General features: G+C 38.1%; 20 protein-coding genes and 1 pseudogene. 14 read left to right on the top strand and 7 right to left on the bottom strand.

The features are described from left to right. The first annotated feature begins 1153 nt into the window (after positions 1 to 1153). From H8S54_RS09110 to H8S54_RS09100, 3 genes are read left to right on the top strand one after another with little or no spacing between them, the layout of a single operon-like run. Positions 1154 to 1441, top strand: coding sequence for a DUF7724 family protein (locus tag H8S54_RS09110; RefSeq protein ID WP_117855041.1), 288 nt, complete (start codon positions 1154 to 1156; stop codon positions 1439 to 1441). Next, positions 1431 to 1652 carry a DUF7723 family protein gene (locus H8S54_RS09105; protein ID WP_117855043.1) on the top strand — a complete coding sequence of 74 codons (222 nt, stop codon included), beginning with the start codon at positions 1431 to 1433 and terminating at the stop codon, positions 1650 to 1652. Before H8S54_RS09110 ends, H8S54_RS09105 begins: the two co-directional genes overlap by 11 nt. A gap of 2 nt (positions 1653 to 1654) precedes the next feature. After that, positions 1655 to 1897: a DUF4160 domain-containing protein gene (locus H8S54_RS09100; RefSeq protein WP_186901339.1), complete on the top strand. Its 243-nt coding sequence runs from the start codon at positions 1655 to 1657 to the stop codon at positions 1895 to 1897. 356 nt (positions 1898 to 2253) lie between these two features. Here H8S54_RS09100 and H8S54_RS09095 read toward each other — a convergent pair whose 3' ends face one another. The 4 genes from H8S54_RS09095 to H8S54_RS09080 form a co-directional block, all read right to left on the bottom strand. Beyond that, positions 2254 to 2709 (bottom strand): IS66 family transposase, encoded by a 456-nt coding sequence (locus H8S54_RS09095; RefSeq protein ID WP_186901338.1) that lies wholly within the window; start codon positions 2707 to 2709, stop codon positions 2254 to 2256. Between the two features lie 53 nt (positions 2710 to 2762). Beyond that, a complete protein-coding gene (locus H8S54_RS09090) occupies positions 2763 to 3524 on the bottom strand; it encodes an IS3 family transposase (RefSeq protein ID WP_186901337.1) in 762 nt (253 codons plus the stop codon). Next, a complete protein-coding gene (locus H8S54_RS09085) occupies positions 3521 to 4204 on the bottom strand; it encodes a helix-turn-helix domain-containing protein (RefSeq protein WP_186901336.1) in 684 nt (227 codons plus the stop codon). Before H8S54_RS09085 ends, H8S54_RS09090 begins: the two co-directional genes overlap by 4 nt. 100 nt (positions 4205 to 4304) lie before the next feature. Beyond that, entirely contained in the window at positions 4305 to 5426 is a 1122-nt protein-coding gene (locus H8S54_RS09080; protein ID WP_117855054.1) for a helix-turn-helix domain-containing protein, read from the bottom strand. A gap of 234 nt (positions 5427 to 5660) precedes the next feature. On the opposite strand from H8S54_RS09080, the gene H8S54_RS09075 reads away from it, so the two are divergent. From H8S54_RS09075 to H8S54_RS09045, 7 genes and pseudogenes are all read left to right on the top strand, one after another. Beyond that, the gene (locus tag H8S54_RS09075; protein ID WP_117855057.1) at positions 5661 to 6824 is read left to right on the top strand and encodes a type 1 periplasmic-binding domain-containing protein; all 1164 of its coding nucleotides are present in this window, start codon (positions 5661 to 5663) and stop codon (positions 6822 to 6824) included. 62 nt (positions 6825 to 6886) lie between these two features. Continuing rightward, a complete protein-coding gene (locus tag H8S54_RS09070) occupies positions 6887 to 8395 on the top strand; it encodes a sugar ABC transporter ATP-binding protein (protein ID WP_117855060.1) in 1509 nt (502 codons plus the stop codon). Between the two features lie 13 nt (positions 8396 to 8408). Further along, a complete protein-coding gene (locus H8S54_RS09065) occupies positions 8409 to 9383 on the top strand; it encodes an ABC transporter permease (protein ID WP_021924999.1) in 975 nt (324 codons plus the stop codon). Positions 9384 to 9397: 14 nt separating this feature from the next. Beyond that, the gene (locus H8S54_RS09060) at positions 9398 to 10390 is read left to right on the top strand and encodes an ABC transporter permease subunit (protein WP_021924998.1); all 993 of its coding nucleotides are present in this window, start codon (positions 9398 to 9400) and stop codon (positions 10388 to 10390) included. Positions 10391 to 10485: 95 nt separating this feature from the next. After that, the gene (locus tag H8S54_RS09055; RefSeq protein WP_021924997.1) at positions 10486 to 12138 is read left to right on the top strand and encodes a carboxylesterase/lipase family protein; all 1653 of its coding nucleotides are present in this window, start codon (positions 10486 to 10488) and stop codon (positions 12136 to 12138) included. Between the two features lie 24 nt (positions 12139 to 12162). Beyond that, positions 12163 to 13215: a family 43 glycosylhydrolase gene (locus tag H8S54_RS09050; RefSeq protein ID WP_117855063.1), complete on the top strand. Its 1053-nt coding sequence runs from the start codon at positions 12163 to 12165 to the stop codon at positions 13213 to 13215. Between the two features lie 218 nt (positions 13216 to 13433). Continuing rightward, a pseudogene (locus tag H8S54_RS09045) lies at positions 13434 to 13688 on the top strand (winged helix-turn-helix transcriptional regulator); the annotation flags it as partial. A 323-nt stretch (positions 13689 to 14011) separates the two neighbouring features. On the opposite strand, the gene H8S54_RS09040 reads toward H8S54_RS09045, so the two are convergent. Beyond that, the gene (locus H8S54_RS09040; protein WP_186901335.1) at positions 14012 to 15067 is read right to left on the bottom strand and encodes an AraC family transcriptional regulator; all 1056 of its coding nucleotides are present in this window, start codon (positions 15065 to 15067) and stop codon (positions 14012 to 14014) included. A gap of 267 nt (positions 15068 to 15334) precedes the next feature. Between H8S54_RS09040 and H8S54_RS09035 the strand changes: the two genes are divergently transcribed. From H8S54_RS09035 to H8S54_RS09020, 4 genes are all read left to right on the top strand, one after another. Continuing rightward, positions 15335 to 17599, top strand: coding sequence for a family 78 glycoside hydrolase catalytic domain (locus H8S54_RS09035; RefSeq protein WP_021925897.1), 2265 nt, complete (start codon positions 15335 to 15337; stop codon positions 17597 to 17599). A 109-nt stretch (positions 17600 to 17708) separates the two neighbouring features. After that, entirely contained in the window at positions 17709 to 18521 is an 813-nt protein-coding gene (locus H8S54_RS09030; RefSeq protein WP_186901334.1) for a site-specific integrase, read from the top strand. A gap of 79 nt (positions 18522 to 18600) precedes the next feature. Continuing rightward, complete coding sequence (locus H8S54_RS09025) at positions 18601 to 19224, top strand: site-specific integrase (protein WP_186901333.1); 624 nt, start codon at positions 18601 to 18603, stop codon at positions 19222 to 19224. Between the two features lie 539 nt (positions 19225 to 19763). Continuing rightward, positions 19764 to 20621: an Rpn family recombination-promoting nuclease/putative transposase gene (locus H8S54_RS09020; protein ID WP_243000438.1), complete on the top strand. Its 858-nt coding sequence runs from the start codon at positions 19764 to 19766 to the stop codon at positions 20619 to 20621. A gap of 783 nt (positions 20622 to 21404) precedes the next feature. Here H8S54_RS09020 and H8S54_RS09015 read toward each other — a convergent pair. Together H8S54_RS09015 and H8S54_RS09010 are read right to left on the bottom strand one after the other, a co-directional pair. Next, a complete protein-coding gene (locus H8S54_RS09015; protein WP_186901332.1) occupies positions 21405 to 22943 on the bottom strand; it encodes a tannase/feruloyl esterase family alpha/beta hydrolase in 1539 nt (512 codons plus the stop codon). 92 nt (positions 22944 to 23035) lie between these two features. Further along, complete coding sequence (locus H8S54_RS09010) at positions 23036 to 24040, bottom strand: helix-turn-helix domain-containing protein (RefSeq protein ID WP_186901331.1); 1005 nt, start codon at positions 24038 to 24040, stop codon at positions 23036 to 23038. Positions 24041 to 24240: the final 200 nt, after the last annotated feature.

Raw genomic sequence — 24240 nt, 5'->3', positions numbered from 1 at the left:
TTCAATAGGGCTTTCTCTATTTTTGTGACCAAACTGGTTTATAATTGTATGCCCAAGCTAAAAACACTTGAATTTCTTCCATATTGAGTGACCACGGCTGGCTTCTGATCCTATCGCAAGCTAAAAAAGCCTCTTTTTCTAAAATATTTCCAACATGATTCTATATTCAAGCCGATTTTGCAAACAAAGCTTGCGCTTCCCTTACCTCCTGTTATATAATAAAAAATACTGTTAACGGGCATTATATGGAAAATAGCTTTGCATTTTCTAAATAGTGAAGCTGTTTTTCACTAAAAAAGTGACCAAACCCACTTTTTAGCCCCATAATGAGCTAAAAAATAGGGCTTGTTTTTACAGATTATCAATAAGCTCTAAATCAGGCAGATATTCTATGGCAGCAATCTATGTTTTGCAAACCCTGCCGCCTTTATTGTAAGATATATACAAAATACGAAAGGAAAACTATGAGAAAATTAGCACTAAGTGATGAAATTTTACTTAAAGTTGATAAGGCTGCAAGATACATTGGCGGTGAAGTCAACTCCATAATGAAGGATAAAAAAGAGGTGACCACCCGGGTCGCATTTTGCTTCCCGGATGTCTGTGGCATACTATTTCCACTTTTTACTTTCTGTTAGTATATAACAATATTTCGTGTTGTCTGGTACGAAATTTTAGTGCCTTTTCGTGTTATTTGGTACCAAACGTTACGAAATGATACGCTGATCAAAGACCATTTTTGACCATATTTTAAAACAACTTTTGACTAAACTTTTTATTTCAATACCCCCTTCATTGTAGCATTATCGTACACTAAAACAGCGGCTTTTCTGAATGAAAAAATAGCCGCTTCATGTCTCCGCAATCCGCATAAAATCTGGGAAATTCCAATTTTAATGTCAAAATAACAGTCTGCACTCAGGTCATGTCGAATCTGTCCAAAATCTCAAAGGGCAGTCTACACTCTCAGATAGAGATTTCAAAGCAGAACAGAAGTGCATTTTGCTTTCCTAGAAATTGTTCATATTATCTCAAACTATAAAAAAATTACTTTCCTTCAGTACAGATTTTCCGCCTACTACTAAGAAACTGAATGACAACAGTAATGAACAATGCTATAATATGTTCATAAAAAATCGGAGGTGTCTGACGGATGAATGTACAAAAAAAAGAAGATTGTGCCGTTTTAAAAAGCGATCATCAGTATACGATTTTCATCTTTAGAAATCAAGTGATTCGCTTTGTAACTTCTTCGAAATTAGAAAAATATACAAGTATTAAAGAATGGGATCATGGATACCTGGTCGTAACTGCAAAATATAAAAACCTTAATGAAATGGAAGAGTATATCGATCTGATACCAATCTTGCAAAATTTATATTATGATGTAGATGAATTTTTAAATCCGATCAAGGAGGTTCGCATTGACTATGCAGCTTGATATAAAAAATGTAGCCGATAAAGCAGACATGATTATTAATGGTTATGCTTTTACGCAGGAAAACAAATATATTCGTGTTCTTAATCTGAATCAGTTAAATCATGCAGCCGTAATTTATAATGATAAAATTGTTGAAACGAACATGGACGATATCGAAAATCAAATTGTATTAGATTATTATTTAAATAACAAACAATTTATGGAGGAATAGCCGTGCCCAAATATTATGAATTTAAAGTGTGCGGTTATTACCTGTATTATACCGCAAGCTGTGTGATCGAAGCAATGCATGTACATGCAAGTGATAGAAAATTGACCGAAGCCGATTCAGCTAAATTTTTTGTAAAAAGTAACGGTGATACCACGGTGGAAAAGCAGGGAACTCTTACAGAGCGTGAAGTACGCAAAATAAGAGCCTTTATAAAAGAACATTATAAAGAAATGTACCTAAAATAGATGGAATTATCTGACACTGGATTTTACGGAGAAAAATAATATCATTATTATGATTTTTGTGTAGTAAAATAATGAAATATTATTATAGATGGGCAGGTCTGTTTTTGACCTGTCCTTTTGTAGAATACAAATTATTTTATGTTTTTTGATTATAAGAAAGGGAACAATTTGTACATGGTAAATAATATTGAAGAAAATTATCCTAATTTAACATGGGCGCAATTCGCTATATGCAATGATGATGCAACAGATGCCTTTGAAGTAAATCCTCAAACATGAGTACTAGGTATCAAAAATCCCCGCATTTTAGCGGGGATTGAACAGATCTTTACAGAATAGATATGAACATTGAAAAATTAAGACTTTTTGTATCGGCTGGGACATTCCTTTTGTACTCTGGGTGACCATGGAAGAAGATCATCAATAAAACTGAGATCTTTGTCATCCATATGCTCAGGAATCTCAGGGAGCAGCAGATTGAAATATTCAAAAGTATTTATCATGTTCGCTTTTGCCGTTTCAACCAGACTGTAGAGGATTGCACTAGCCTTTGCACCGTTGGAAGATTCAATCATTACGAAGTTTTTTCTACCAATTGTGAAGGGCCGGATTGCCTGTTCTGCATAGTTATTATCCATTGGGATATGTCCATCGGATAAAAACACACGAAGATACTCTTCCTGATTTATGCTGTAAGCAAGAGCCCCCCTGTGTGTTAGGATATTGTGTCGGGGCTTCCGCCGATAATGCTTCGCTTCGTACTTCCAGTGGCGTTTTGCAATGGAATCTTTCCTGCAGTCTTTCTTCGGCATAAAACTTTATATATTTGTCGATTGCCGAACGTAAAGATACCTCGTCGGTTATCTTATACATAATACATCTCTGATTTGATAATCCCCCACAATCCTTCAGTAGGACCATTATCAATGCAGTGTCCAACACGGGACATAGACTGTTCCATGCCTTGTTCACGAAGCCTTTTCTGAAATATTTTACTCGTGTACTGAAAACCTCTGTCAGAATGAAAAATCGGCCTGGCATCCGGATTATCTTTGAGAGCCTTATCGTATGTGTCAAACACGAGCTTATTGTCATTTCTTCCGCTTATGACATACGCAACTGGAAATCGATCATATAGATCAATGATGACACTGAGATATAGTTTCCTGCCAGTCTCAGGAACCTTGAATTCCGTAACATCCGTAGCCCATTTCTCATTAGGTTTCGTTGCATTGAATTCCCTCTTCAGCTTATTTTCCGCTGTTGTCTCCGGTCTGGACGACTGGTATTTCTTCTTTTTACGGATAATAGAATGAATTCCCATCTTCTTCATGATTCTGTGAACTCTGTTTTTGCTGTAGCTGGTGTGATTGAAATGGTTGATCCAGCTTGTCATCCGCTTGTATCCCAAGATATGTCCGAATCGCTCGTCATACTCCTTCATCAGTTCTGCCAGTTTTGTGTTTTCGGATTCCTGCTCTGGAATTGTCCGGTGCAGCCATTTATAGTAAGCAGCGTGTGATATGCCCAATTGTTTGCACATCCAGTTGATACTCCATTGCTTTTTTTCGTAAAAATATTTTATTGCCTGATATTTTGATTCAAACCGTAGTTTTCCAAGCCTCACATCCCTTCGAATTCCTTCACTTTTTTTAACAGTTCCACCATCATATCTTTTTCTTCAAGCTGGCGTTTTAGTCGCATGTTCTCCCGGCGCAGCCGCTCCAGTTCATCAACTTCATCATCCGTTTTGTGGCGTCCACGTTTATCGGATAGACCATCTTCTCCCGTAATATCATATTTTCTGACCCATGAATACACCTGGCTATAAGAAACATCATATAGATACGCTGTTCCTTTATAATCCCGGTTATGGGTAATACAGTATTCAACGATTTCCTTACGTTCAGCTAAAGTTGTCTTTCTTCGTGCTTCTGCCATATAGACCTCCCTCTTGGGATCATAGTCCCTAAGTTCTCTATTGGCATTATACAACGAAATCCAGTTTTGTAGTGTTGCATGTGCAGGAATTCCATATCTGGCGCATAAATCGGTAACCGATCCTTCCCCGTTGATATACTTTCGAACCATTTCAATTTTAAATTCACTGGAATAGGAATGGTTAGCTGTAACAGAGCAGAGGGCTTCTATGCCCCCATTTTGATATGCCAGTATCCAGTTTCTTATAGTTCGTGTACTTTTTATAGATAAATCTATCATAATTTCAGAGACAGAACGTATTCCATTCAGATAATCCTCAACAGCAGAAATTTTTTCTTCAACCCTACACTTGGGTTTTCTTCCCATAAAAATACCTCCAAAGCAGATTTTGGTTATTTACCTTATCTACTTTAGAGGTATCATATCAATATGAGTGCTTTTTTGTGAATACGGTACTCGGTTTTTATTAAATTATTTTGTTTTTTCTAAATTCATTTGGTGTAAATCCAGTTCTTTTTTTAAATAAACGAACAAAATGATCATAACTGTCGTATCCAATTTCAAAAGCAATAGCACTTGGCTTTTTGTTTGTAGTCAGGAGCAGATTTTCTGCCGTATCCAGTCTGATTTGTGTCAGGATAGAAGTGAAATTACTTCCTGTCATTTTTTTAATCATTTTGCTTAAGTATGCAGAGTCGTAATGAAAATGTTCAGCTAAAGAATCCAGAGAAATAGTATTATAGTGGATACGAAGATACTGTAAAATTGCAGGAAACACCTGAACCAAACGATTGCTGGCATCTGATTTTTTTTCTGCAATACTGGCAGAATAAATCATAGAAGCTCGATTGAGTTCTGTACAAAGAATCTGAACATAGTTGCGTATAATTGATTCGGAATGATTGTCTCTGTTGCACATTTCTATCATTAAATGCTGAAAAATACTGTGAACATGCTCTGGATGCAGTATTTTAAATTGCATAATACCATCTTTTGCTTCATAAATTGCGTGTTCAAAAAACTCTATCATTATATCATCTGTCCGCATTGTAGAAAAGAATGACTTGGTAAAATTTGATTTATCCAGAAAGACGTTGAGAACGATGTCATCACGTTCTGTTTCCAGATAAATATTCATATCAGAAGAAAGTAAAATAACACTTTCTGCTTCAAGAGTATCTGACCATTTTCCTATAGTTGTATGGCAGGAGCCCTTCAATACATATATTATCCGTACACTATTGCTGGGTTGCCGTTCATGCTCCGGATGGTCTAATGTTTGCATATAGTGTGGCTGTTTGAAAATATTTGTGGTCTTTCCATAATAATTCCGCTGTATATTTTCAACTACGTCATTGTCCTCGTTAACCATTACTGGAATAGGTATCCTTGCAAACAAATCCAGAAGTCCGGGCAGATCATTTAGATTCCATTTTGAAAAATCTGGAATAGAAGAAACTTGAAGAGATGTTTCTCCATGCTGCTTAAGATAAACCAGTGTTGCATAAAAACTTAGTACACTATGGTGCTCTTTGTAATAATTTTCGATAATGGATTCAACCTGTCCCATTGTTACATATTCGATCATTGCTCTTATGTCTCCTCACATAGTAAATGATGATTTAATTATAATCTATATAAAAAGATAATTCAAATATGTATTGGACAAATTGAACGATAAAAAAATAGAATAAAAAAATATGGCTATTTGACGAAAAAACAACAAAATAAATCGTGCTTTATAGGGGATTATAACAAAAAAGATTGCCTTGAAACTGCTATAGTTATATTAACAAATAAATAAAGAAAGAAGGAGCTTTATATGAGAAATTTAAAAAAAAGAATGATTGCTGCTACATCAGCAATGCTGATGCTTTGTCCAACGACTACCTGTATGGCAGCATCTGAAAACGGATCCATTATGCTTTTGTCAAATGTGTCTTCAGGTCCAACCTATGATGCATTAACGACCATTTTAAATGGAATGGGAAGTGAATTAGGATATGATATCAAGGTTGCATATGGAGATTCATTTAATGATCCTGCTGGTAATCTGTCAGCAGTAAAGAATGCCATGACAGATGATGTTAAAGCAGTAATCATGATGCAGGATGGTGGAGTTCAGAATATTATGGACGAGTATCCTGATTTATATGTAGCTGGATATACTACAGCAATGGATTCTGTATATACAAATGATGGAGCGTCTGTAGCAGTCAGAGATAATGATCATTTTCTTGGTACAGTTGCAGGGGATTATGTTGATGCAGGAAAAATTGGAGAAATGTTTGCTGAGAAGGTGATTGAAAATGGATATCATAAAGTCGGTACCATGATATTCCCTGTGTATGCATATCCGGAAATGGCTGAAAAGGATGCTGCATTCCGTAGTACGATCGATTCTTATAATGAGACTGTAGGGGAAGATGAGAAAATCGAAGTAGTTGGGGATGCTCATGTATTAGAATTTTCACCATTGGATGAATCTTACTTTATGGAAGAGGATCATTCTGATTTGGATTGTATAGCAGCATTCTGTGATCCTGGATTTGTGTACAGTGCTATGATAAATGCGCGTGATATGGGATTGATCAGTGATTCAACGAAACTATTTGCTGTAGGGTATCTGGACGATGAAAATTTTCAGGCTGATATTGGCGGAGAAGGCACAGTACAGATGATTTATACAGCTTCTCCGGAAAGCATTACATATTGTCTGGCTATGATTGACAACGCATTGAATGGTTTAAAATATACAGATCAGGATAAATACGAAGAAGTGGATAGTCCGCTGTATATCATAGACAGCGTTGAAGATATTGAGAATGTATCCACAAAAAGTTTGCTTGGTGTTGCGGATTTTGCAAATTGTGGTGTGACAGTAGATCAGATGAAGAATGTTTTACTTCGATTTAATGAAAATGCAACTTATAACGATTTAATGGATTTAATGAACTCTGACAGTATGACTGTGGACAGATTTTAAATATTAGAAAAATATTGGAAGGATTAGGAAATCCTTCCAATATTTAGGAAAGGATGTAAAACGTGAAAGAAAATGAAATTATCTTTCAGGCTATCAACATAAAGAAGGAATTTGATGTTACTGTTGCTCTGAAGGGAGCGGATATTACCCTTAAACGTGGTGAAATCAGAGGATTAATCGGTGAAAACGGATCTGGCAAATCTACAATAATGTCTATTGCAGCAGGAATGCAAAGTGCAACAAGCGGAGAAATGGTCTATAAAGGTAAAACATGGAATCCAACAAGTATGATTGATGCTAATCTTCAGGGAATATCGATGATCTTGCAGGAAGCAAATACGATTCCAGGTATTACCGTAGCTCAAAATATTTTTGCTGGACGTGAAAAAGAGTTTACATCACATGGTATTGTTCGAATAAAAAAAATGATTCGGGCAGCACAGGCATTGCTTGATAAGTATGAAATTGGGTATATTCATGCAGCGGATCAGATTGACAGATACAATTTTGAAGATAGAAAGCTAATTGAGCTGGTTCGCTGCATTAATGAAAATATAGAAATTCTGGTTGTTGATGAAACAACTACAGCACTTTCTCATAATGGACGAAATGTATTATATAAATTGATACATCAACTTGCAGAGGCTCATAAAACAGTTGTACTTATTTCGCATGACATTGATGAAATATTGGAACACTGTACGTCTTTGACTGTATTGCGTGATGGCGAGATTATGGGGGAACTGACCAAAGAAGATATGCAGAAGTCAGATATTGCCAATAAGATTCGTTATTTGATGATCGGGCGTGAAATGACAGGAGACTATTATCGCAGTGATTATGATAGCGTTTGTAGTGAAGTATCCAGGCTTAGTTTTCAGCATGTAACATTTGGAAGGATTAAAGATTTTAATCTGGAAGTTCATGCTGGAGAAATTGTAGGAATTGGTGGTTTATCAGGATGCGGAATGCATGAAATTGGAAGAGCTGGATATGGATTGGAAAAACTAATTGAAGGAAAAGTGCTTTGTGATGGAAAGATAGTAAAGTCGTGTAAAGATGCAATTAAATATGGAATTGGATATATTTCTAAGAATCGTGATACAGAGGCTTTGATATTAAATGGTTCTATACAAGATAATATTGTTCTTCCTTCGTTGCCGGATTTGCAAAAGGGTATTTATATATCAAAGAAGTCAGAACATATGTTGTCAGATAAAGAGATTGAACGTTTTCATATTAAATGTGCAGATGGAAATCAATGGGTAAATACTTTATCGGGAGGAAACAAGCAAAAGGTCTCTTTTGCAAAATGGACAGCCAAAGGTGCAAATATCATTATTATGGATTGTCCAACACGAGGAGTAGACGTAGGTGTGAAACAATTTATGTATCAGCAGATTATGGAAATGAAAAAGGCAGGAAATGCAATTCTGATGATTTCAGAGGAACTTACTGAACTGATCGGAATGTCAGATCGTCTTCTGATAATGAAAGATTTCGAAATATCTGGACAATTTAAGAGGTCTTCCGGGTTGAAACCGGCTGATATGATTAATTATATGGTGTAAGGAGGATGTGGATATGGCACATCAGAGAGCCGGAAAAAAAATAAGTTCAGATGTAAAACAAAATATAATAATGTTTGGTGGATTGGTTTTCTGTATTATATTTTTTTCAATATTTACATCGTTGCATGGACAAAGCATCTGGAATCCGGAAAAATTATCAACACTTATTTCTGACGTAATTGTCACAGCACTTCTTTCAGTAGGTGCGGTATTTGTATATGCACTTGGAAATATTGACATTAGTACTGGAAAACAGGTTGGGCTATATGCCACATTGATGGTTGTGATTCAGCAGCAAACAGGTAGCTTGCTTTGGGGAGTACTGCTTTCTTTCTTGATCGCAATATTCATTGCTATTGTTAATGCAATAACAGGTGAGCTATTACATATTTATGCAATCATACCGTCTGTTGTATTTATGTTTGTATTGTCTGGTTTGAGTACAATAATTTACTCCAATTTAGGGTGCAGAAGTATTAGCCTTTATAATTATGATTATAGCATTTTCAAAAATCCATGGGTCATGGTGGGAACTTTAATAATAGAAAGTCTTTTGGTGGCATTTGTGTTTAATAAAACAATGGTAGGAAAATACACAAAAGCTATCGGTGCAAATGCTATATCAGCCAGTCAAGGTGGAGCGAATATAATCAAATATAAGGTTATGGCATATATAGTCATGGGTGTCTGTACAGTAGTTGCTTCGCTGTTTCAAATGGGATATACAGCTTCTGCATCAGATTCAACAGGTACAGGATATGAATTAAATGTAATGATAGCCTTGATCCTTGGAGGAATGCCTTTATCCGGAGGAATGAAATCAAGAGTTTCAAGTGCACTTGTCGGAGCAATGACATTTTCCCTTTTAAATGTAGGGCTGCCATTAATTGGTGTGCCGGTTAATTTTACATTTATGGTAAAAGCACTTATTTTCATGATTGTTGTATTAATTACTTGTCGCAAGCGCGGTGGTGTGCTGCCACGCTAACAAGGGAGGGAATTATGTTCAAAGAAAAAATTCAGTCGATTTTAAAAAATATATGCGGTGCGCTTGTGCTTCCTGTACTTATGTATGTTGTTATGATGATTTTTTGTTTCCAAAATGGAAAAATGTATTATGGATCAGTAGCAATGTGGCGGAGTTTGATCAGTACTATTGCAGCTTCAGCAACATGTGCTTATGGTATTGGAATTCAATTTAAGTCTGGACGTCTGGATTTTTCGGCAGGATCGGTAATGCTGTTAAGTGCAATTATTGCCGGCAATGTATCTCAGATGTTTGGAAATAATCTGATCATTTTCTCACTTTTATGTATTTTTTTATGTGTTCTGCTAAATATTGGGGTTGCGATTGTCTATATTTATGGTCGCCTTCCCATTATCATAGTAACCTTGGGAATGGCACTTTTGTATGAGTCGATTACAGCTGTTGTATTTGAAGGAAGAGGTGTAAATCTGACAGCAAATTCTACTTTAAAAAGTTTGACACTATTTCCTTTGGTACTAATTCCGTTGGTTATGTCAATTTTTATTTATGCAATATTTACCTATTGGTCTGTTACAGGGCGTCAGGCGCAGATTTTGGCAAATAACCAGCAGGCAGGAGTAAACATTGGTATCAATGAACAAAAAAATATACTGGTCTCTTATATTTATAGCGGAATCATTTTAGGATTAGCGACTATGATATATGCGTCAACGGGGATTATAAGTGCATCGTTTTCTTCATTGTCTTCTATAGGAGGTATGTTTACAAATTTACTTCCTGTTTTTGTAGGTTTAATTTTGGCTCGCTTTTGTGGAGATACAATGGGAATTTTATTAGGCGTTATCACAATGAGTCTGATGGAATTTGCAATGAAAGCAGTATTAAAAGCTGAATTGGGATCAGCGGTAACAACTATGATGATTGGTGTTTTCTTACTGTTCATTAATATAGCAGATGCAAAGGGAGCTGTATTTATTAAATGGGTTCAGAGTAAGCTTGGTAAGTGATAATACTGCGATATATAGTTAAATGGAGGCCTACTTTTAATATATGATCGCTGTGTTAATATAAATTTTCTATAAAAAGGAGGATATTTATATTTATGAGAAAAATTAAAAAAACTTTGGCGGTAGTATCCGCTGCAGTACTCACACTGACTACTGGTTCAACTGTTGTTATGGCAGAAAAAGAAGGTTATACTACTTTTGAGTTTGCAGACACGAATGCAGGAGAGATTCGTGGCTATAAATATAATGATGTATATACGTTCCTGGGAGTTCCATATGCAGAAGCTGAACGTTATGAAGAACCACAGGAAGTCACACCGTGGGAAGGAACACTGAATTGTGCAACATACGGTCCTGTTTCACCACAATATATTGCATATCAGAACGGAGGAAATATTACAGATTTTTCGGAATATGCCTGGGCAGATCAGTTTGAGAGCGAAGACTGTCAGAACTTGAACGTCTGGACAAAGAGTCTGGAACCAGATGCAAAAAAAGCGGTAGTTGTATGGTTCCATGGTGGTGGATATGACAGTGGCTCCAGCATTGAAGGCGCCGCATATGATGGACACAATCTGGTTGAATATGGAGATGTAGTATTTGTTTCTGTAAATGCCCGTTTAAATCTTTTGGGTTATCTTGATTTATCTGCATATGGAGAGGAATATAAAAATACAGGAAATCTCGGTATGATGGACAACGTAGCGGCATTGGAATGGGTACATGAAAATATTGCAAATTTTGGTGGAGATCCTGAAAATGTAACGATTGTTGGACAGTCTGGTGGTGGTTCAAAGGTTATGTCTATGATGGCAATTCCTTCTGCACAGGGATTGTTCCAGCGTGTTTGGGCAATGAGCGGTACACAAACTTCTGGCCGTACAGTTGAGGAAGCACAGGAAGATGCAGCAAAATTAATAGAGCATCTTGGCTTACAGGATGAAGAAGACCCGGTAGCTACATTAAAAACAATGAATTATGCTGATTTACGTACTGCTTGCGATGAAATCGGCATTCGCAGCTGGGGAACAGTAAATGATGGAGAATATTTCCAGGGAACTGTTGTTGACGGAAAATACAATGAAAACGCGAAAGATATACCATTGGTACTTAGTACGGTATTTTCAGAAATGGGAAGCCAGTTACAGCAGATGATGTTTGTACGCAGTGATTTAAACAGTGTTGAGCAAATGTATCCAGGCGAACCTATGGATGAATTAACTGCACAATATGGAGATAAGGCAGAAGCTATTGCAGAAGAATTTGAGAAAGCGTATCCATGTCGTGATCTGACAGATGTGTTGACTATTAACGCTAATCGTACTAACGATCTTGCTATTGAAAAAGCACAAGATGGAGGACAAATCTGGCAGGCAGTATTTGCTTATAAATTACCGGTTTTTGGTGGTTCCAACGCTTGGCATACCGGAGGAGATGTACCATTTATTTTCCATAATGCTGATAAAATTCCTTATCTGATTGCTGGCGATGAAGAAAATGCATATGCATATCAGGATGTTTGTGCAGATGCATTACTTGCATACGCAAAGACTGGTGATCCTTCAACTGAAGCTTTACAGTGGCCACAGTTTACAGTTGAAAATGGCGAAACTATGATTTTTGATAATGAAAGTGCAGTTGAAAATTATCATGATGTTAAACTTCTTGAATTAGTGAAAGAAGCAACTGCTGGAAATGAAGGCGACAATCCATTTGCTTCATTTGGTGGCGGTGAGATAGGCGAATAAAAAACTGGAAAAGAGCGAAATAGAATGAATCAAAACCAATCAATTCGGCATGGACAGGTATGGCTTGATACAGAAGGAAAACCTATTCAGGCACATGGCGGCTCCATCTTTTTTGAAAATGATACTTTTTACTGGTATGGTGAAAATAAAGAAAAGACACGCTCCAATAATGATATATGGCATTGGGGAGTACGTTGTTATGCATCAAAAGATTTTTACAATTGGAAGGATTTGGGAAATATTATTGAACCGGAGCTGAAAGATGTGAATAGTACGCTTCATCCAAGCAAACACCTGGATCGTCCACACATTATTTATAATCGTTTCACTCAGAAATATGTTTGCTGGGTAAAGATTATGGGGGAGGGTTTTTTTGAACAAACAATTACGGTACTTACATCAGATCAGTTTTTAGGTCCGTATAAGATCGTAAAAGAGTATATGCGCCCGTGTGGAATGTATTGTGGGGATTTTGATTTAGTTGTTGAACCGTCTGATGGAAAAGGATATGTATACTTTTCACGTCCTCATTCTGAAGTAATATGTGCAGATTTGACAGAGGACTATTGTTCTGCAACGGGCTATTATACAACTCATATTCCGGAAAAATGGCCTCCTTATGCACGAGAAGCACCAGCACACTTCTTCCGTAGGGGAATGCATTATTTGTTTTCCTCCGGAACGACCGGATATTATCCTAATCCTACATTAATTCATGCTGGGGAAACATATCATGGGCCGTTTGTAAATTATGGAAAAGCACATCATGATGCTTTGGAAAATACTTCTTTTAATTCTCAAATTTCCAGTGTGTTTATGTATCCTGGAAAAAAAGATTTGTACATTGCACTGGCAGATCGTTGGATTACGGATGCAGCACAATCGTTGCCTTACGAAAAGAGTTCAGCTGCATTTGAAAGTATTTGCAATCCGGATGCACCAAAAGTTGATTTATCGTGTTTACATATGGATATTGATACTTCGAAAGCTGGATATGTATGGCTGCCAGTAAAATTTGACAGAGATGTGCCATATCTTGAATGGCAAGATGAGTGGAAAGTAGAAGATTTCATGTAATAAAGATGTCCCGGCGTACAACCGCACGGGACATTTTTATGCCATAAAACAATATATCAGATTATATTGCCTCTTTTCAGAGCAGATGATAAGGTAGATTCAGTCCATATTATAGAGCAGGCGGTAGATTTAAGAGCGCTGGCAGCAGCCAATTCACTTGTTGAGGAATATGGTAGAATGGATTAATAAATACATTAAATAATGATGTAAGTCAGGAGAACAGCATGGTTATTTTGTATTGTCTGATGGAATTTGAAGTTGTAAGGTTCAATGAATTGAGACGTTATTTGAAAAATGTGTCAGACAAAACCCTTAGTAACAATCTGAAAGAATTGGAGAAGGATAGACTTATTATTAGAAAAGAATATCCTCAGATTCCGCCAAAGGTTGAATACAGTTTAAGTGACCGTGGCAAATCTCTTATGGAAGTTTTGGATCAGTTATGTATTTGGGGAGAAAAGAACGGAGAATAAAATTCTTTCAGTTTGTAGGATTGGTAAATTCCAATTTACAGAAAATGAAATATTTACCTACACAGGATAAAGAGATATTGGCATGATTGCTGATGTCTCTTTTTTATTAATAGAAGAAACAGGCTACGCAGAAATTTTACCTAAAAAGCAGAGTAGCCTGTTTCTCTAACCCAATCATGGGGCACTAGGAGTATCGTTACATTGTATCATTTTCGGAGTTGTAACGAATCCATGTCGGTGCGGATATTTTCCGGTGATCTGAAATTGCAGGAACGTTGCAAGCAATATCTTTCTATTAATTTGTTTATTGCTATAGGATTTTTCTACAAACTTATGGATAACGTGTGCTTTGTGGTGCACGTTTTTCTGTATTCAGATGGTGTCATATTGAAATATTTGAAAAAAATTTTTCTGAAGTTATTCAAGGACTGGAAACCTGTTCGTTCGCTGATTTCTGAAACAGGAAGTGTACTGTTTTGTAAAAGATCAGCGGCCTGTTTCATTTTCTGATTCTGAATATTTTCAATAAAGGTATGTCCGGTAGCATTCTGAATAATACGCTGTAACTGACGTTCACTGTAGTTAAAAATTGAAGAAAGTTCTTTCAGTGAAACTGTCTTATAATTAGCCTGCATATAACGGAGAACATACATCAGATTTTCCTCTGAAGAGTTCGGATGGATACCAGAAAGCTCTGTATGTTGTTCATGACGGCGAAATAGATTGATGAAAAACAGAGAAAGCAAAGTATTGACCATTTGTTTTCTATATCGTTTTGGCTGTGCACATTCCGTATATGCACGGTCAATGAGGTCAGAAAGAACGGAATCTTCTCCTGTATGAAAAAGAAGATAGGGAATTTCTGAAGTCTGATAGAAAGTTCTTTTGAAGAAGTCAGAAAGAATGGTATTATCATCCAGAAGTCCGAAAAACGACTGTTCAAAAGTGCTTTTTCGTATAAGAATATTCATAATGACGTCTTCATCATGGAAAGCACTTAAAGAATGGGTAATATCCGGTGCCATAATACAGATATCTCCTGTTTGCATGGAAATATTACGGTCGAAGATATAATTGATACAGCCTCCGCTCTGGACGAAGATCATTTCAAAAAAGTCATGATTGTGCCAAAATGCCGGTGTATATCGAGCGTGACGGACAAAAGAGACATCCATGTTTTCCAGAATAAAAATCTGTTCATCTATCTGCGTTTTCAGAGACTGTGTTATATTTTTATCCGGCATTGCGGTATAGGATGACAGAAGCACATCCATAATTTCATCGCGAGTACAGGGCACATCCAGCATGCGCTCCTTTGATTTCCTGTAAAATTGTTTCAGTTTCTTTTCTATAGGGTTTAATTCCGGGATTTTATTCATAGAAGACCTCCATTTTATATTTATAATATATCATAGAAATGTCGTAAAAGATACTATTTGCTGTCCTCTTTCGGACTTATTATTTTTGTAGGGTCATGATAAATTGATATAAACGGTCGGAACAAAAGTAACAGGAAGTGCAAGAAGCTCTCTTCTTACATTGCTGATACAGGATTTTACAAGTTTTTTTCAGAAAATCAGTTCCGGCCTTGCAAAAGCAAAAAAATAATAAAGCAGATATATGAGACAAGGAGGCAGTAAATAAACATGAACAGACTTGGAAACTGGATTTCCGGAAAATCACAAACACCTTTTTATGCACGCAGAGAATTTAACATAAAAAAACAGGTGCAAAAAGCAACCGCATATGTATGCGGTCTCGGACAGTTTATTTTTCATATCAATGGACAGAAAGTATCTGATCATGAATTAGATCCGGGTTGGACAAATTATGACAAAAAGATTCAATATGTAAAATTTGATGTAACGAAATTATTACATGAGGGAAAGAATGCACTTGGGGTAGAAGTGGGAAATGGCTGGTTTCTGAAAGAAGACGAGCATTATACATTTACTTTTCCTGCATTTATGCCGCCCAATCCAAACCCATACAGACCTTTTGGAAAGGAACTTGTTCTGGCAATAAAGCTGGTGTTGGATTATGCAGATGAAACAGAAGAAATTCTCTATGCAGATGAAAATTTTCAGGTAAAAGAACATCCGGTAAAAATGAGCAATGTATATGGATCGGAAACATATGATGCATCATTAGAACAGACGGGATGGGATAAGACAGATTTTGATGCATCAGAATGGAAAGCAGCGTCTGTTATATCAGAAGAAGATACTCCGAAAGGGGAGCTGGTGGAGCAGTTCCAACCGGCAATAAAGGTGATTCGAAGTTATCCGGCAAAATATATACACTCTGTATGTAACAGAGATATTTATGATCTTGGGCAGAATGTTTCTGGTATGTTGAAATTATCTTATCGAGGAAAAAAAGGAGATGTGCTTCGCATTTATCCGGCAGAAAAACTTGATAAAGACAAAAATGCAGATCAGGTAGCGAAGAGCTGGGGTACAGTAGGAAATTGCATCACCTGTGTTGTTGGTGAAGATGATGTATGGCAGGAATACCGTATGCGCTTTACCTATTTTGCAGGAAGATATTTTGCAGTGGAAAAAAGCAGCGAAGCTGTAGAAGTAAACGACATTACTGGTGAAGCGATTTCCAGTGCATGGAAAACAAATGGAACATTCCAGTGTGATGATAGCAGATACGTACAGATTTATGACCTTGTAGAAAAAGCGGTTGAAGCAAATATGGTCAGTGTACACACAGACTGTCCTACGCTTGAGCGGTTTGCATGGCAGGAGCCGAATCACTTGATGGCACCTTCGATCATGTATATGAAAGACGGGCGTAAATTGTGGGAAAAATTCTTTATGGATATGAGAACAGATCAGCTCACAGAAAATGATTATTTCATGGATCTGGAAGGAAACCGTTTCTATCCAGGAGCAGGTCTGATTCCATCACAGGCACCGTGTTATGTCCACAATGTGCTTCCTGTACCGGGAATGGGAAGCTTCTTCGATATTATTCCATGGGGAAGTTCAGGAATTCTTGGTGTAAAATGGCATTATCTTTTTTATGGAGATAAACAGGTTATCGCAGATAATTATGAGATGGGGAAAAAATATCTGGAACATCTTAAGACGAAGCAGAATGCAGAAGGTTTTCTGAATTATGGACTGGGGGACTGGGGAAATCCGGACAACCAGCTTGCCAGGGAAAATGTGGAAACAGCGTTTCTTTATGCGGATGCAATAACACTTGCAGAGTTTGCAGAAATCCTTGGGGAAAAAGAAGATGAAGTACAGCTCCGTCAGTTTGCAGAAGAGATAAAAGAAAATTACAATCAGAGACTGCTTGTACAGGATGAAAAAGGGAAATGGTGCTATCGAAGCTTTGAACATACAGAAAAGCTGGTGATCACACAGGCCTGTGAAGCGCTTCCGCTTTACTGGGGAATGGTGCCGGAGGATAAAGTCAGCGATGTTGCAGAAGCATTTCGTCAGACATTTCTTGAGAAACGGGCATTTGCTTCCGGGGAAGTCGGGCTTCCGTACATTATCCAGACTGCCAGCAGATATGGAATGAATGATCTGATTTGTTCCTTCATCATGAAGCCTGAGCATCCTTCTTATTATGCATTTGTAAAAGAAGGTCTGACAACCCTGGGTGAATACTGGGAAGAAAATCCCCGCAGTCATTGTCACGATATGATGGGACATATTATTGAGTGGTATTATAATGGGCTGGCCGGCATTAAACCACTTGAGCCAGGCTTCAAAAAAGTTCTTATTAAGCCGTATCTGCCGGAGAGCATGAATTATATGAAATGCAGATATGAATCTGTAAGTGGAATGATTCAGGTGATTCTTACAAGAAAGGATGGCAGGGTAGAAGTGGAGACTGACATCGCTGAGGGCATTTCTTTTGAGATAGACTGTTCAAATTTAAAGTAAAATCACGGATAAAGTACAAAAGGAGACGTTGCAGTAATGACAGCACATAAAGATGATACTAAAGATTCTAAATGGATTGGAGATTTGTTCCGAAAAGCTCTACGTCCCAGTGAGTACCAGTGGAAGCACAAAAGTAAAATACCACTGGATCATCTACCATATTATTCTGCCCCGGGTCACTGCCGATCCGCTTCTTCCATATGCAGATGCAGAATATATTGAAAACCTGATTGAATCCTGCAGGAACTATTGTGCAAGTGCAGAATATGCCGTTTATAAATTATTATACAGGATTCTTTATTCTGCCTGGAACCAGGGATTCCTTGAAATATACCCGGCAGCTGACATCACAGAACACAAAGAACCGAAATCCAGCCTTCGTATTTATACCAAAGAACAGCTGAAATTATTCCTGAATGCCATACATGAAGATCCATATGCACACCGCCTGGAATTTCTCCTGGCACTGTTCTGCGGACTGCGTCCTGGTGAGATCCTTGGACTTACTTATAACAACTTCGATTCCAGCACCCAAACCTTAAACATCCATAAACAATATACAAAAGATGGACGCCTTCCTTCTGAATCAGCAGATCCCAAATACAGCTGTAAGAAGTTGGAAGGAGAACGGTACCGGTCTTTTCAGATCCCGGATTTTGTCTGTGAGGAACTTGTCCTCCGGCAGGAAAAAAATATGTGTTTCTTTCGCACCCATCCGGATAAAAAGGATAATGGTAACTTCTGCATCAGCAGCCGTTGGAAAGTAAAAACCCTGGAAACCCTTAATCAATGCGTACAACCGGTCTATTGTAGCTTATATTCTTCCGGTCCTCGGAAAACATTTCATGGACAACGTGACTGCCAGCGACCTGATGAATATCCTTGCAAAAGTTCCATCTTCCGAATTTTACAGGGTATGTGATGCTGTAACCTGTTTTTTCCGGGATGCACGGAACCATTACTGTACAACGCAGGATAACAGTGCGGATGCAGTCCGCATAATGAAAGAAAGAAAAAAAGCAGAAGAGGATCTGCATAATTATTACGAAGTTCCTTCCGGTACCTATTCTCCACAGCAGCTTCTCCAAATGCTGCAGATCTGCAAACTGGAAGCACCGGTTCTCTATCTTCCCATGCTTCTGGCATCCACTGCCGGCCTGAGGATTTCAGAAATCCTTACGGTCACGTTCCGGGATATTCATTTTTACAACCAGACCATCTGCCTGCAGCTTCCCGTAAAAGATGATCTTCCCAATCGAACGGATACCATCACCATCCCGGAAGAAAACACGAAAATGGTATACCTGGCCGATTTTGTGATGGACGAGATCCGGCTCCAGAAGGAACGCTTGGAAGCCTGTCAGAAAACAGCCCCGGATTTTAATCCTTCCGGATACCTGATCTGGGGACGGAACGGTTCCCAGAGACAAAATAATTTTATCAACCAGCCTTACGCCAGGATCTGCGCAAAATGTCCGTTTCCTACCTTTCCTTGGAAAGAACTTCGAAGAATAAAGTTATCAGCCAGCAGCATGAAACGATTTGCCCAAACCCTTGGGCTGAAAATTCCGGACCTCCCCAGCCACGCGGGATTCCCAAAATTCCAATTGACAGAAGTGACCTAATAGAATTGATGAAATAATCAGCCAGCCAATATATGAAAGCAAAATGAACGCCATCTCTTGAAAACTACCGCATTTCATCATGCGTGTTTAAAAGGGATGGCGTTCATTTTTTGCTTCATAATATAGGAATAAATATTTACAGCAAAAAAGTGACCAAACAGGAATTTTATAATTTCCGTCAATCCTAACAAGATATAATAAATAACACTAAATAACACTAAATAACACTAAATAACATTTTATAGCATTCCTTGATACTACCTGATATTTTATACTTTTTCCTGTTATTCTAGCCGGATTTTCTATATAATGATCATTTCAATGCGAAAAATCCCATGATTTTCTGAATTTTCCCGAATAAAAATTATATACTTGAACTTCTAAGCGTTTCTGTTTATAATAAAAACACTGTTAATGTGACCATTGACCTTATATCAGACCGTGCGAAATATGATGAATGTGCGAAAAAAATATTGACTTACAAAGCAATCATAGCATGGATCTTAAAATCCTGTACAAAAGAATTTTCTCAATACAGCGTGAACTTTATTTGTAATAACTGTCTGAAAGATGACGCAGAAATTTCTAAACGTGCTGTTCACCAGGATCAGCTGGATCGTGATGAGAAACTAAACGGAGACAAAAGAATCGAATGTTTGAATTCAGAGGCAAACGCTGTCAAGGATCAAACTGTATATTATGACATCCGTTTTAAAGCCTATCTTCCTGGAAACATTGAACCTATACAGCTTATTATCAATCTGGAAATCCAGTTGAATGATACTCCAGGATATCCACTTGTAACCAGAGGATTTTATTATTGTGCAAGAATGATATCAGAGCAGTATGGAACCATATTTACAGATGAACATTACGAAAAGATCCAGAAAGCATATTCTATCTGGATCTGTCCGGATCCGGCTAAAAAACGCAAAAATGGTATTTTCAAATATCACACAATTGAGGATACGATACTGGGGAAGTCCTATACAGATCCTCAAAGCTATGATCTGATGGAAGTGGTGATCGTAAATCTGGGAGATGCAGATAAAGAAAGCGAACTGGAGATTCTTGACCTGCTAAATATCCTGTTTTCAACGTCTGCCACTCCAGAAGAAAAAAAGAAGCGGTTACATGAAGATTTTGATATTGCCATGACAGAAGAATTTGAAAGTGAGGTGAGAGACATGTGTAATCTAAGTAGAGCTCTTGTAGACCAGGGAATTGAACAAGGAATTGAGCAAGGAATGAAACAGGGAGTTGAAAAAGAAAAAATGTCCCTGGCCCAGATGATGATCGAGGAAAAGGAACCTGTCGATAAGATTTCAAAATATACAGGCTATGCTATCGACAAGTTAAAGGAAATTGCAGCGGCAATGGGACAGACACTTGTGTAACATAAGATTTTATAACAAAGGTGTATGAGACATAACTGTTTTATACACCTTTTGACGTAGAAATCCAGCAGCCAACGAAGGCACCTCCCCAAAAGAGCTCGTCTGGTTAAGGTAAGTAAAAAAGATGTCCAGAAATGGATTGATGAGAATTTGTGTGCAATGAAATAAATAGGGAAATATTATTGGGCTAACGCTCCATTCAGCTTGAGAATGTTTCCTAGTAAGAATTGGAAGACATCATTTTATAGTGTATTGAAGTCAGAACCATTCGTTTTTTCGGACCCGTAAAGTCATGTTGATGGCTTTACGGACTTTTTCTTTAAAGCAGATCCAGCTCGCCTTTTCAGGAGATTCTGGTAAGCAAAACCACCCTTACCCCCCTTGAAAGCCAGGAGATTTCTTTGAAGGAGATCAAAAATTATCCCCTGATTCTTCCGGGGTGATCATGACCTATCAATTCTACAGCAGCATCCAATGGGCGTCACTGCCAGGAAACTGAAAAATATGATTGCAGCATAAGATTGCGTCATAAAGGATGCCGCTGCCTCCAAGATATGCGGAAGGGACAGAAAACAGCTTTTTGGAAACAGCATTCCGAAAAACATCCTTCATGGAGCATTATCCTATATTGCAAAAACAACTTCTTTTCGGAAGTTCTTCCTGCTTCGGCTCATTGGAGCAAAATGTATTCGTATTGTTAAATGATAAGAGCCGTATGAAGGGAGACTTTCACGTACGGTTCCGTGAGAAGTTCGAGGTGAAAGTCCTCCTACTCAATTACACTCAAACCCGCCAGGGTTTTACGATACCTTTTCTAATCGTTTTTCCGGTTTTTTGATTTACGAGAACAGCAGGAAGATTCTCCGGTGCTTTATTATGTTCTACCCAGTTCATCAATGCCTGTATTCCGGTGCTTTCTGTCATTCCGGGACCGTTGGTGTGACAGTTGCCATGTCCATCTCCGGGATTTATGTAAAGGCGGCAGAATCGATCGATGAAATTCTGCCCCCCATGGATTTCTCTCATATGATGGTAATAATCAATGGTTCCCTCTACCGGGATGAGCGGGTCGTCAAGTCCATGGTCAATGATAAGTTTTCCGCCTGCGTTTGCAAAGGGACGCAGATCTGCATGATCACAGGAAAGCCAGCCAAGTTTCCTGATACAGGTATCAAAGACTTTTTCGAAATCCCTGATTTTCAGATGGAGAAGATCCTTCTTGGGATCTTCAAAAGCAAGATGAACATATTGTTCAACCAATGAGAAGCATTTCGGTCTTTTTCCAATCAATGGATAGTAAAAGGAGCCAATCGGGATGATTTTATTCCAGAAGGTTCCTCCGGGAAGGAAGCTGTACCAGAGAAAATCATTTCCAGTGGTATGAGGTCCTTTCCAGATTTCCTGCATGACAAGACAATCCTTTTCTGTGATTTTCCCTCCTTTTGTCTTCTGACCCAGGATGGTATATGGGTCAAAATCAATTCTCTCTTCCACTCGGAAATAGTTTTCTTTCCCTCCGACACTGTTATGCACAGCATCTCGGAAAGCGTTGATTTTGTGGAAACCAAGAATGTGATCATATTCATTCATGACAGTGACAGCCCAAAGACCGGAAGCAAGAAATTGTGTCCAGTTGATGGCAGGGCAGCTTGCCCAGATACCATCGTAATCATTCGGATAAAACTGTGCTTCTGCAAGGGATTGTCTGCCCCCACCGGAACCGCCGTTCATATAGGAATATCTGACTGGTCGGCCGTGCAGGATTTCAGCGACTGCTTTTCCAAAGATTGTCATATTATGGGTTCCCCTGTAACTCCAGTTTTCCAGACATTCTCTGTCCCTTCCCCACTTGCTGCAACTTCCCTGATTACCAGAATCCGTGGTGGCACAGGTAAAACCGTTTATCAGTGCATAACCCATGGTCCAGCCTCTCTGTGTATTATTTGGTGTATTGATCTGTTCTCTTCCTCCTGTACATGTACCGCCTCCTGCAGTTCCAGCAAACCGGTCATTCCACGCAAAGGGTGACCAGATAATGATCGTCTGGGTATGCCTGCCTGTGCTGACATCAATGGTGACCTCACAATAAGGGGGTAAATTACGGATCCGGTTGTCACCACCAATAAGCTTTATCCATGCAGCTTCTTTGGAAACATACATGCCGGTTCGGTTGATGGAGGCAGAGGTTACCTGAAACTTCATATCAGGAAAACGGTCTTTTAGGGCAGACTGCAGATAAGAAGTTTTACAGTGTGCTGAAAAATCTTTCGTTTCTGTCAGTCTTTCTGTATCAAAAAAGCGAATCTTCTCTTTTTCAAGCATAATTTATCCTCCGTAAATAGAAATCATAATAGAATCTGAGAAGATTATAGTTTATCAAGAATCCATATGAATCATATAATCTTGTCAAAACATCATACCATGTTGTCTGTTCCGCTCTGATAATGATGAATAGATATTTCCTGTGCGGTAGTCCGATACTGAATGGGGGTCATGCCTGTTTTCTTTTTAAACAGATTGGTAAAATTGTTGATATCGTGGATACCTACTTCATGGGCAATCTTAGATGCCGGCAGAGAGCTGCCTTCCAGAAGCTGTTTTGCCCTGTTGATCCGAAGGGAGATGAGATAATCATTAGGAGAGAATCCGGTATATTTTTTGAATTCTTTGGACAGGTAATATTTATTCATGCAGGCAAATTCTGCGAGATAGTCAAGGGTCAGCTTCTGTGTATAATTATTTTCCATATATTTTATCAGATAGCGGATGTATTCCGGTGTGTTGATTTTTCCTTTTTCCTCCGGGGCCGTTAATAGAAGGAGATGATTCAGCATATTGTCAATGCATGTGGATGCCTGCCAGTCACGGTAAAGGTGAGGAATGCTGTAGAGCTTCAGAAGATGCTCCAGAAGTTTCTGAAAGGAGCCATTGGTTTCTTCATGAAAAACGGGAGAACCATTCTGCATATATTGTGCATGAAATGCCGCAAGAAGAGGTCCGTTCAGGTGGAGAACAGCCGTATCCCACTGCATTCTGTCTGCTTTATAAAGATGATAGTCCATGCAATTGATAAATGCACCATCGCCTTCTTTCAGAGTATAGTTTTTCCCTTGATAGGTAAGGATTCCCTGACCGGAGTAAGTATACATGATAAGAAAAGAATGGAAATTCTGCCGCTCTGTAAAGGAATCAAAGCCATAATGAAAGATCATGAAACTTTCCACATGAAAAAGATTCTGAACAGCAAAATCTGTGATCGGCGGTATTTGAAAAGAATCTGCACTGCCGCTGATTACAAATTTGGAGTTCATGAGATTCTCTTTGTTATAAACGGGATTTTCATAATCTTTTTTTGTCAGGTTTTTCGATAAAAGACGGTTCTTGGCAACAATGTTGGTAAATAGTATTTTTTCAAACATAGCTTTTCTCCATAAATCTTGTTGGTTCAGGATGATATATCGTTCATTTCGAGTTTGATATTTCTATTATATAGCAAACAAAAGAAAAAAACAAGATTATATGATGTTTGACCAATATAAGTGGATTTCATTTATAGAAACCGGAGATAAAATGAAACCATCAAAAACGAAGACAAACACAAAAGACAAAGAAGGAAGGA

This window comes from Blautia segnis (assembly GCF_014287535.1).
Lineage (GTDB): Bacteria > Bacillota > Clostridia > Lachnospirales > Lachnospiraceae > Blautia_A > Blautia_A acetigignens.
Note: the sequence above shows the minus strand (reverse complement) of the source record. Positions and strands in the feature narration are given on the sequence as shown.